The organism is Peribacillus sp. N1, from assembly GCF_054600815.1.
On the sequence record NZ_BAAHZO010000010.1, the window covers coordinates 87697 to 99708 of the forward strand.

Below are 12012 nucleotides of genomic sequence, written 5' to 3' on the forward strand. Positions count from 1 at the left end.
ATAAGGAGGGACCAGTATGACCGTTTCTAAATGGAAGAGTGGTATATTGGTTTTAATCGTCAGCCTTTTATTTCTTTCGACGGCTGTAAGGGTTGTTTCGGCGGGTGAAAACCATGATCAGCTTTTTGTTTATATTGGCGATAGTTTAATGAAGGTAAAATCCGGAGACCTTGAGGAAGTATCGAAAAATATCGATCTTTTCGAGAAAGATTGGCAAACGATAAAAACGGACAGCAAGAGGGCGAGGGAAGTCGACGAGAGGCTTTCTGCGGTAAAAAGTGCTGTGAGAGACGAAGCCTCCACAGATGAAATCAAGAAGCGATTATCGGCATTATCCAGTACTCTTGTTATTTATGATACCAACGAAAACCCTGTTGACAAGACGGACTATGAAGAACGCTTAGAAGCAATACTTCCTTTAATAGATAAGTTGGAAGCTTCGATAACTGAAGGTGACTTTGATCAAGCTAAAGTTCAATATACCAGCCTTCTGAGTCAATGGACCGACGCAGAGGTCATTGTCAGGGAGAAAAGTGTTGCTGCATATGGTGAATTTGAAACGAAAATGGCCTTTGTGCGGATAGCGATTACTCAAGACCCAGCTGATTCGGAAAAAGCCCAAAAAAATCTAGCTGAATTGAAGGGCCTAATCGAGGATTTCCTTGCTGGTAAAGTTGAAGAGGGAAGCCAGGAGAATACCTATTCCCTTGGGGATATAACGCAACTTTTACAAGGAAGTGCAACGGATATTGAAAAGGGTGACATCGATTCTGCCGTTGATCAGCTAAATGAGATCTTGACAATTTGGCCTAATGTCGAAGGGGAGGTCTCCACAAGGGACAGCAAGCTTTACAGCGATATGGAAACGAAAGTCCCGACCGCAATCAGCCTATTAGAATCGAAAAAGGTAAAAGCGGAGGAAGCGAAGGGAATCGTTTCCGATTTAAACACAAGGTTACTCCCTTTAATTAATGATACGGGTTATACGACATGGGATGCCGCTTCGATCCTTTTGCGGGAAGGGTTGGAAGCACTCTTAATTGTAGCTACATTGCTGTCTTTCCTAAAGAAAATCGGGCAAGCGGAGAAACAAAAATGGATTTGGACAGGGGTTGGTGCGGGTTTAGTTGCCAGTTCCATATTGGCGGTCATAATCAATATCGTTTTCTCTCAGATTACGGCTGCGTCAAGCCGGGAATATATTGAGGGAATCACTGGGATAATAGCCGTATCGATGATGTTGACAATTGGTCTTTGGCTTCATGGTAAATCGAATGTTCATGCATGGAACCGGTATATCGACAAGCAAATGAACCAAGCCGTTGCGACGGGAAGCATTGTCTCTTTCGCTTTAATCAGTTTTCTATCCATATTCCGTGAAGGGGCCGAGACGATTATCTTTTATGCCGGTATGGCTCCTTATATGGAATTAAAGCAGCTGCTGAGCGGGATTTTCCTTGCCTTCCTCATTTTAGTGGTAATTGGTTTCATCATGCTGCGCTATAGTGTGAAATTACCGATGACCCTATTCTTTAAAGCGGCTACGGTACTCATATATGCCTTGGCTTTCAAGATTCTTGGAGTCTCCATTCATTCACTTCAGGTTTCACAGGTGATACAGACAAATACGATCAGTTCCTTTCCGTTTGTAGAAACGATAGGTCTTTATCCAACAATGGAAACGCTGGTGCCGCAAGCTGTATTAATTTTGCTGATTGTTTTGGCGACCATTTGGGTCAAAAAGAGTAATTCCTTACGTACAATCGAATAATATAATGGGACTGATGCATGTCAGTCCCATTTGTGTATGGTATTAGCGAATAGATCGGCGATAGGAATATTGCTTCCATTGATAAAGGATAAAGCAGCCGATGCAGAATCCAAGGATGGCTATGAGAGAAGCCAATCCGACCATCAAGGTGAATATATAACCGGTAACATCCCAACCCAGCAAAAAAGATATGAATCCAAGTCCTAAGCAAACGACAGCTATTGCTTGGTTGAACTGTTGCTGTGAATGATCTTCAGGAATATAATCGGAGGGTTTCTTTTTAAGAAAGAGCTTGGCGAGACGCATTACTGGATTGAAATTAAAGAGAAGACCTAAAAGTCCTGCAGTTAAAGGAATCACTAATATCCACATTTGTCCCGTTAATAAGGCGGTGGCTACGCTTAACAAAATGACCCATTGATTCGTTCGTACTAAAGGACGGGGAATGGAACGAATTTCACTCGTCATACTAATACCAACCTTCCTGATATGTTTTGTTTATATTTTATCTTTATTTTAATCATATGTGAAGTCTAACAAATTAAAGATAAAACCTTATTTATAATAATTTTAATTTAGTATTGATTATCATTAATAAAGTAGTATAATATGTATAACAAGCAAATAAAGTGAGGAGGACAGTATAAATGGTAGCAAAAGTTTGTGAAACATGCGGAACACCAATAAAAAAGCTAAAGCATTCTGCCCTTTGCCAATGCGGTCCTAAGATATTGAGCAATCAATTCTCAGTTAAAACAAAAAAATAAATCTGTGGAATAGATCATAAATTAAACCATTAATCGGTTTGAGTTTGTAGACAAAAGGGGTTCCATATTAATTTTTCATACAAAGTTGATTGGAGCGGGTGTTCGAGGCTCTAGCGGGAAAAGCGTGCTCACGGAGACCCCGCAGGCAAACCGAAGAGGCTCCCGGACCGCCCGCGGAAAGCGAGTGCCCTACGTTCCAATCAACGTTCATATTTTATACACTCTCAAAAATGCAGGCAAACTTAATTAATATCAAGTTTGTCTACAGTCTGAACCGATTATTCAATTAATCGGTTTTTGTTTTTCCAATGAAGGGTAAAGAGGTAATAAATATTTTCCATTTCAATTAAAATAATGTACGATTAGGGAATAGAATAAAACGTCATGGAGGAAAAGGACATACTTTCAGTTTGTCAAACCATCACGTGACGGTTAGGAGGGGTTATGTTGGGAACGAGACTTTAAAAATTGGCGAGTTGGCGGAAATGGCGAATGTTACGAAACGAACTGTAGATTATTATACAAACCTAGGCTTGCTTAAAGCAGAACGTTCCGCCTCTAATTACCGTTATTATTCAGTCGGTGAACTTGAAAGACTTCGCCGTATCGAGGGATACAAAAGAGAAAACCTTTCATTGGAAGATATTAAAGAATTACTTAAGAAGGATAAGGAAGACGCATCAGCAATTGAGGAAAAAGGTCTTCAACTCAAGAATAAAATGGATGGCCTGAACGAGGAACTTCAGGAATTCATTAGCTTGATTGAAAAGGACGGAAAAAGTGAGCTTCTTCTAAAAAAACAGATATCCCGCGAAAGCATGGCCTTAATCCAATCATTGCTAGTGTTGCTGGTATGATTAAAATTTATCCCTATAGTTTTTTGCACAAAGGTGCATATTAACGAAATAGGCTAAAGGGTTTTGATTAGGCAAAAATCGCTTTTTGAAACGAAAATAACCATTTATACAGGAGGTGCTTGGGATTTAGCCGTACATGTCTAATCCGAAGGTCAGAAGGATGGGCACAATATGGCGAACCCGCACATATTGGAGATATTTATAAAATTATTAGCAGTAGCTGTATTAATAGCATTAACCGCATTTTTCGTTGCATCGGAATTTGCAATCGTGAAAGTCAGAAGTTCCCGAATCAATCAATTGATTGAGGAAGGGCATAGAAATGCCCTTGCAGCCAAGAAAGTGACATCACATATCGATGAATACTTATCTGCCTGTCAATTGGGGATTACGGTAACCGCCTTAGGTTTAGGGGTATTGGGTGAACCGACGGTCGAGGCCATCTTAAAACCATTGTTCACTAAATGGGGATTAGAGGAGTCCGTAGGCCACATCATCTCGTTCCTGATCGCCTTCGGTTCTGTAACATTCCTTCATGTTGTTGTCGGCGAACTTGCACCGAAAACGGTTGCGATTCAAAAGGCAGAAGAAGTAACCTTGCTATTTGCAAAGCCGCTAATCCTCTTTTACCGCATTTTGTACCCATTCATTTGGTTACTGAATGGTTCTGCACGTCTCCTGACGGGCATGTTCGGATTAAAGCCTGCGTCTGAGTCCGAAATGGCCCATTCCGAAGAAGAGCTGCGCATCATTTTATCGGAAAGCTATAAAAGCGGTGAGATCAACCAATCAGAATATAAATATGTCAATCAGATATTTGAATTTGATGAGCGCATTGCCAATGAAATCATGGTTCCTCGTACGGAAATGACCGTTATCGAAAAGGGCATGCCATTATTGGAAGTTGTTGAACTGATTCAGGAAGAGCAATACACAAGGTATCCGGTCATAGACGGTGATAAAGATAATGTCGTGGGAATGGTCAATATCAAGCGACTTTATACAGCGACGATTACAGAAGATAATGTAACAGCTTTGACGGTGGATTCCTTTGTAACACCCATTATCCGTGTTCTTGAAACGATCGCCATTCATGATTTGCTGCTGAAAATGCAGAAGGAACGGATCCATATGGCTGTTTTGACTGATGAATATGGCGGAACTGCCGGTCTTGTTACGGTTGAAGACATACTTGAAGAAATCGTCGGGGAAATCCGTGATGAATTTGACCAGGATGAACGTCCGCTCATTCAAAAGATTGATGAAGGGCATTATGTATTCGACGCAAAAACATTGGTTGAAGATGTCAATGATACCCTTGCGATCGATTTGCCGGAGGAAGATATCGATACATTGGGAGGTTGGTTCCTGACAGGCAGATTCGAGATTGCTGTCGGGGATAAAATCGAATACGCCGGATATGAGTTTACTGTAAAGGAAATGGACGGCCACCATGTTTTATATGTTGAAGTGAAGAAGATTAAATAAAACAGGATTACAACAAGAGCCGAAAGTGGAAACTTTCGGCTTTTATTATGTATGAAGATGTCTATTCGGTGTTTAGAACAATGGTCAAGGCAGACTGTTACTTAATTGGAAAATGAATTCATTAAAAATAACACTGTAGGTAACTATTTTAGCTTGGAAAATGTTAAAATTGACTTTGAGCAATGAATCTATCTATATATCATTTTAAGTTTCAAAGAATATAAGGAAATTCTTCAAAAGTAATACTAATGATAGTATTAAGATTTATTTTGCAATGCCGTTTATTTATGGCTGGTATAAATAAGTATTGAAGGTGGGCGGGAAAATGGGTTTTAAGAAGAAGCAAATGTTGGGATTTGGTTTGATCTTGCTTTTCTTGGCTATTTTACTTTCTTTCATGATGGTTACTCTTAACAATTTAAAGAGCAGCATGACTGAGATAGTTGAAAATCGCTATGAAAAAGTTTCAGCTTCGATGGAAATCCGTCAGCTTTTTTCCAGGTCGGACCGTGAGATCCTGTTTGCAGCTAATGATGCAAACAAAGAAGAAAGAGCAGACAGCCTCGAAATCATCAATGAGAATCATAGTTTGATTGAATCAAAAATTGCCGGGTTATCAGGTTCGTTAAATAAGGCGAAAGCAAAGCAATTATTGAAAGAGTTCGAGACTCAATATGCTTCTTACTCCATAACGGAGGCTGAAATCATCCAAAAGATAAAATCGGGAAACTCTTCGGATGATCTTTCAAGCCTGATGGAGGACCAAAGGGAAAAACGAACGAAAGTCATCAGTACGATGGATGAATTTAAGGATTACCAGGAAGGTGTCATGAACGATACCTTAAACAATTCGAAACAAACCTATGAAGATATGATTGGTTTTGTGATTTTTGCGGTTATTCTCAGCATTTTGGTTATTTCAGTAACGGTTGTTTGGATGATCCGCAGTACATCGAAAGATCTGCAATCGATTACGAAGGTCATCAAAAATATCGATTATAAAAATTTATCGGTCATACCGAGAGTTCCGGTTCGGACTACTGATGAAATTGGTGATATAGCGAGATCGTTCAACGAAATGGCGGGATCGCTTGAAATCTATAATCAAAAAGAGAAAGATTTCACCGAAAAGATCAGTGAACAGAACTGGATCCAGACCCGTGTTGCAGATATAGCTACGATGTATCAGCGCATTGTTGATGTGGAGGTGCTGGCTGACCGGTTCATTACAAGACTTGCACCGATGATGGGAGCTTCAATTGGAGCTTTTTACGTCAAACGGGGCGAGGGCGTGGATATGCGTTTTGTGAAGCTTGCAAGCTTTGCGGGAGATGGCGAAGATTCAGGCAGGCGTGAATTCCGTCTTGGCGAAGGTTTGATAGGACAATGCGCCCTTGAAAAGGAATCGAAAGTCATTGAAGATATTCCTGAAGATTTTCAATTGGTTACGACAGGATTAGGGGAAGTAAACCCGAAAAGCATTGTCATTGCGCCGGTCGTTTTTGAGGGTGAAGTGGTGGCGATGGTCGAACTGGCGAGTTTGGAGAGCTTTACGAAGCTGCAAAAAACTTTCCTGAACCAGGTTCTTGATACTCTGGGCATCACGATTAATAATGTTGAGGGCCGGATGGAAATAGAGCGTTTATTAAAAGAATCACAAGCACAGACCGAAGAGTTACAGGCTCAATCGGAAGAATTGCAATCACAGTCAGAGGAAATGCAAGCCCAATCGGAGGAACTGCAAACACAGGCTGAGGAATTGCGAATGATCAATGAACAATTAGAAGAAAGAAATCGTGAAACTGAAGAAAAATCGAAAGAGCTTCAAGTCGCAAAATTGAATCTTGAAAAACAAGCGGAGGAATTAAAGTTAAGTTCCAAATATAAATCCGAGTTCATGGCAAATATGTCCCATGAATTGCGGACACCGCTCAATAGTATCCTGATTTTATCAGAAATGCTTTCAGATCCGAATGATAGTAAATTAAACGAAGAGCAACAGGAATTCGCTCGGGTCATTAACTCATCAGGTCAAGATTTATTAACGTTGATCAATGACATTTTGGATTTATCGAAAGTCGAAGTCGGAAAGCTTGAAGTAGTCTTTGACGAAATGAATTTGAGTGAGCTTCCAGAGCAATTGCACCGTAATTTCGATCATGTAGCGAAGAAAAAGAACATTGACTTTATAATAGAAAAAAGTAAAAACGTTCCGGATATTTTCTTTACGGATGAACAGCGCTTCCAGCAAATTTTGAAAAACCTATTATCCAATGCATTTAAATTCACGGAAAAAGGTTCTGTGACTGTCCAAATCAAAAAGGCTGATGAAGAAAATGTAGCACAATGGATACAGACAAAAGGAGCTAGCAATTGGGTTGAAATTAAGGTGACGGATACGGGCATCGGAATTTCTAAAGAGAAGCAAAAACTTATCTTTGAAGCGTTCCAGCAAGGTGACGGAGCTACAATGAGAAAATATGGCGGTACAGGACTAGGGCTATCGATTTGCCGGGAGTTCGCCAAACTTCTGGGAGGCTGGGTCATTGTAGATAGTGAGGAAGGGCAAGGCAGTACCTTTACTTTCTTTATTCCAAGCATGCCAGAAGGCTTCAAAAATGTCGGCGAAGCAATGGCTGCTTCTCCAGAAGTGGCAGCAGCCAACAACGATGATTCTGCCGCCGCACCTTTTGACGGTCAGGGAGAACCGGATGTAGTTATAGTGGATGAAGAAGATCGAGATAAGGCCAAACCATTCTGCAATAAAACAGTACTGGTCGTCGATGATGATCACCGTAATATATTTGCCCTGAAGAATGCGCTGAAGCATGAGGGGATGGAAATCCTTACAGCTGAAAACGGCTATGAATGTTTGGAACTCCTTGAAAAAGGAAACAATATAGATGTCATTTTGATGGATATCATGATGCCAGGCATGGACGGTTACGAAACGATGACCAGAATTCGCGAGCAAAGTAAGTTCGAGGATCTTCCAATCATCGCGCTAACTGCGAAAGCGATGAAAGGCGACAGGGAAAAGTGCCTGAAGGCCGGCGCTTCCGACTATGTCAGCAAGCCGTTAAAATTGGATCAGTTGCTATCAGTCCTAAGGGTATGGCTGACTAATTGATTGATAGTACGGGTAAGGAAGGTTTTGCATGAAGGATACATTAACGATTGAAGAAAGAGAAGACTTGGAAATCGAATTATTGTTAGAGGCCGTCTATTCCGTTTCGGGCTTTGACTTTCGCAAATATATGCGTTCTTCAATAAAAAGAAGAGTTGAAAATAGAATGAGACTGGACCATGTTCGCAGGATCAGCGGAATGATTGAAATGGTTTTATATGAAAAAGGGTATGTCGAGAAGCTATTGAGAGATTTTTCAATAAATGTCACTGAAATGTTTCGCGATCCGGATTTCTTTAAAGCCTTTCGTTTAAATATTGTACCGCTCCTGAAAAAACTTCCGGAAATCAGAATTTGGCATGCGGGATGTTCAACCGGTGAAGAAGCCTTTTCCATGGCGATCATCCTCAAGGAGGAAGGACTTTATGATAAGGCGAGGATTTATGCCACTGATATGAATGATGAAGTCCTCCGTCATGCGGAAAAAGGAATATTGCCTTTAAATAGAATGCAGTCTTATACGAAAAACTATTTGCAAGCTGGAGGCAACCAGGAATTTTCGGAGTATTATACAACCGATTATCAAAATGCTTATCTTGATTCGAATCTCCTTAAAAACATTGTGTTTTTCCAGCATAATTTAGTTACTGATGGTTCGTTCAATGAGTTTCATATCATCATGTGCCGGAATGTGATGATTTACTTTACCGGTGAATTGCAGACCTATGTTAATCAGTTGTTTTATGACAGCCTTTGTAAAGACGGCTTCCTTGCGGTTGGCAGCAAGGAAACACTTCATACATCATCCTTTTCGGAAGATTATGAGGACTTTGACTCAAAGGAACGAATTTATCGGAAATTGTAAAAAGAAAAAGAAGGAGTCCGCATATAAGCGGACTCCTTCTTTTTAATTTAGTGCATTATTTTTCGATTTTTTTCATTTCTATGTTTAAGGTGACGGAAGAAGGGGTATAAATAATGAGTTGGTCTCCAAATAGAATAACTGCCGTTGTTTATTATTATTAAAAGAGACTGAACTTCGTTATAATATAATAGGGAAATCCCTATTAAGGGAGCTTTATGAAAGTACTGATCCATATAAAAAAGATAAATGTTGCCGCTCGATATAAGCCAAAAGGGGAATGAAAGAATGACGATTTTAATCGTAGATGATAACCAGGTTAACCTTTTCGTTATAGAGAAAATTCTAAAACGAGCTGGCTATACGGATTTTCTATCATTAACTTCAGCTGTTGAGATGTTTGAATATTTACAGGTGGATAGTCCGCAACCTAAAGAGACTTCAGTTGATATCATTCTGCTCGATATCATGATGCCGGAGATCGATGGGATAGAGGCGTGCAGGAGACTTCAAAGCATTCCTCACCTTAGAGATATACCCGTAATTTTTGTGACCGCCCTTGAAGATTCAAACAAGGTTGCCGAGGCACTTGATGTTGGCGGAATTGATTACATTATGAAGCCTATCAATAAAATAGATTTACTTGCGAGGATTCGCGTGGGGTTAAGACTTAAATATGAAAAAGATTGGCATAAAATGCAGGATGAAAAAATCCGCAATGAATTGGATCTTTCCATGCAGGTTCAAAGCGGTTTATTAAGTGAACCCATTATAAATGATCACTTAACCATAAGGGCATCATACTTACCTGCGAATAAATTGGCAGGGGATATGTACTATTGGCATCGCATCGATGAAAGTCGGTATGGGATCATCCTGCTGGATATGATGGGGCATGGCATATCCGCCTCACTTGTGTGCATGTTCATTTCCTCCGTATTGAGGGATGCCATCAGGATACATACTGATCCGGTGGCAGTAATAAACGAAATGAATCGCTGGATGAGTACCCTTAATAAAGAAGATAATCCAGTGCATTATTATTTTACCGCGATTTATATGGTCATTGATACAGAGCAAAAGACTGTGGAATATGTGAATGCCGGACATCCTCCGGGCTTTGCTTTAATGGACGATGGAAAAGTGGCCTCGCTTTCAAAAGGGACATGCCCTGTTGGGTTCTTCACCGAAATGAAAATAGAGAAGTCAGTCATTCATTATGAAGAGAAGATTCAGCTCATGCTATTTACGGATGGAGTCATGGAAGCGATAGATCGAGAAGGGACGGAAGGACTCGACCAAATAAAAGAAGCGGTCTCGACGAGATGGTTCGATTGTAAAGAATCTCCCCCTATCGATTTTTTGATGTCCCCGGAAATGCAGCAAGATCAACCGGATGATATGTGTGTTGTTGTTATTCAAGCAAATTGAACAAGGAAGAGGCGGCAGATTATCTGCCGCCTCTTCTCTATAAAAGGGGGGGATATGTTAAGAGAGTGAATCATATATTCGGCTATTTGCAATTAACGGTCATTTTTTAATTTACCAATGCCATCTTGGAGATTGCCTTTTAATTTATCGACTTTACCTTCTGCTTGTAAGTGAGGATCATTTTTCGCGTTTCCGACTTGGTCTTTCGTTTCACCTTTAACTTTATTTACAGCACCTTTTACTTTGTCTGATAAACCGCTCATCATGTTACCTCCTTTTTCTTTATATACTGTATATACCCATGAAGTGTACGGATAAACCTGTTTTATATGGAGAAAAAGGAGTTTAAGAAGCGATTATAGCCCTTTTGCTTAACCTTTGAATGAACTGATTTGACCGTTCAATGATATGATCCTTGTCATGATCCAACGAGGCCACATGATATGAATTTTCAAGGGGCGCCATCTCTTTATCCCCGGACATGACCGTATCGTAAATCTGGTAGGAACATGAGTCTGGTACAACGTGATCTTCTGGAGAATGGAAGATAAGAATCGGGCACGAAACGTCTATTAGTTTTTGACTGGTATGTTCCATTATATCAAGCAATTGATTAATCGCTTTTAACGGAACCTGGTCATTTGTGATTTCTTTAGTTGTATCGTCTTTTATGTCAGGTTTGCCCTCAGGAACGAAGCGTGGAACCGATTGGTTACGGTATATTTCATATTCAGGGACTTCGAGAGCGGCATTGATGGTGAGAATTCCATCACAAGCCACTTTTGTAGCTAAATCGAGAACAAGGGCGCCTCCCATTGATTGTCCGATGGCGAATACATGGGTGCAGGTTCGTTTTAATTTTGCATAAGCCATTTCAACATCTTGTATCCATTCCTGATAAGTACTCGTTTCCATTTCATATTCATCCGTCCCGTGGCCCGCCAGTCGAGGAGCGAAGACAGTAAAGCCTTTGGTGGCAAATTTTTCACCTAAATATCTTACGCTTTGTGGCGTTCCGTTAAAGCCATGGCAAATAAGAATGCCGATAGAATTGCCGGGTAAGAAAAAAGGTTCCGCACCTGGTATTACCATTGCTGCTGTCATAATCCCATCTCCTTTAATTTGCTATGCTTAAATTAAAATTAACTATTCCGATTATTTTACTTGGTTATATAATATCATAATGAAAATTATGAAGTCAACTTGGTTATATGCCAAATTTCATTATAAACAGGCATTAAAAAAAGATACAAAGATACTTAGTTAGGTCTATCCCGTGTTTGTTGCCATTCTTACCATTATATAAGGACTGTCCTTGCATTGTTGATAAACAGAAGAAGCTAAAATAACCGGTTGCAGGGTATAAATAAAAGAAAAGGAAAAAAGAGTTGACTTTAAACTGAAATGGGATTAATATAAATAAGCACCAACTAAGACAAACGAAAAACCTCATCGCCTTTTGGCTGATTGCTGAAAGAAATAATAACTATTGACTTCTTACTATGAGAATGATAAGATGAAATGGTCGCTGAAAAACACAGCGATTTAAAATTAGTTAAAAACTTCGCAGAAGTTGACAACTAATCAATAAGATGTTATGATGAATAAACAGCCGTTCGAAAGAACGATTGTGAAATTGCTCTTTGAAAACTGAACAAAACAAAGCGCCAACGTTAAATTTTAAGTGAGCACACACTATCAAAAAAGCA

9 protein-coding genes are annotated in these 12012 nt (G+C 39.9%); 6 read left to right on the forward strand and 3 right to left on the reverse strand.

All coding sequences use genetic code 11. The annotated features are described in order from the left end of the window. Positions 1-16: 16 nt before the first annotated feature. Positions 17-1771, forward strand: a complete 1755-nt coding sequence (locus ACYP5M_RS24925; RefSeq protein WP_459735658.1) for an FTR1 family iron permease — start codon at positions 17-19, stop codon at positions 1769-1771. A gap of 42 nt (positions 1772-1813) precedes the next feature. On the opposite strand, the gene ACYP5M_RS24930 is transcribed toward ACYP5M_RS24925, so the two are convergent. Then, positions 1814-2239 carry a DUF4395 domain-containing protein gene (locus tag ACYP5M_RS24930; protein WP_101225711.1) on the reverse strand — a complete coding sequence of 142 codons (426 nt, stop codon included), beginning with the start codon at positions 2237-2239 and terminating at the stop codon, positions 1814-1816. A 709-nt stretch (positions 2240-2948) separates the two neighbouring features. Between ACYP5M_RS24930 and ACYP5M_RS24935 the strand changes: the two genes are divergently transcribed. The 5 genes from ACYP5M_RS24935 to ACYP5M_RS24955 all read left to right on the forward strand — a co-directional run bounded on the left by ACYP5M_RS24935 (position 2949) and on the right by ACYP5M_RS24955 (position 10303). After that, positions 2949-3395, forward strand: coding sequence for a MerR family transcriptional regulator (locus ACYP5M_RS24935; RefSeq protein WP_459735659.1), 447 nt, complete (start codon positions 2949-2951; stop codon positions 3393-3395). Positions 3396-3584: 189 nt separating this feature from the next. Then, positions 3585-4883, forward strand: a complete 1299-nt coding sequence (locus ACYP5M_RS24940) for a hemolysin family protein (protein WP_459735664.1) — start codon at positions 3585-3587, stop codon at positions 4881-4883. Positions 4884-5208: 325 nt separating this feature from the next. Beyond that, positions 5209-8013, forward strand: coding sequence for a response regulator (locus tag ACYP5M_RS24945; protein WP_459735660.1), 2805 nt, complete (start codon positions 5209-5211; stop codon positions 8011-8013). Between the two features lie 28 nt (positions 8014-8041). Beyond that, positions 8042-8875 (forward strand): CheR family methyltransferase, encoded by an 834-nt coding sequence (locus tag ACYP5M_RS24950; protein ID WP_101225713.1) that lies wholly within the window; start codon positions 8042-8044, stop codon positions 8873-8875. A gap of 285 nt (positions 8876-9160) precedes the next feature. After that, positions 9161-10303: a PP2C family protein-serine/threonine phosphatase gene (locus tag ACYP5M_RS24955; RefSeq protein WP_101225714.1), complete on the forward strand. Its 1143-nt coding sequence runs from the start codon at positions 9161-9163 to the stop codon at positions 10301-10303. Between the two features lie 92 nt (positions 10304-10395). On the opposite strand, the gene ACYP5M_RS24960 is transcribed toward ACYP5M_RS24955, so the two are convergent. Together ACYP5M_RS24960 and ACYP5M_RS24965 are read right to left on the reverse strand one after the other, a co-directional pair. After that, positions 10396-10566, reverse strand: coding sequence for a CsbD family protein (locus tag ACYP5M_RS24960; protein ID WP_098866101.1), 171 nt, complete (start codon positions 10564-10566; stop codon positions 10396-10398). A gap of 82 nt (positions 10567-10648) precedes the next feature. After that, on the reverse strand, positions 10649-11407 hold the full coding sequence (locus tag ACYP5M_RS24965) for an alpha/beta hydrolase (protein ID WP_459735661.1): 759 nt from the start codon (positions 11405-11407) through the stop codon (positions 10649-10651). Positions 11408-12012 lie beyond the last annotated feature (605 nt).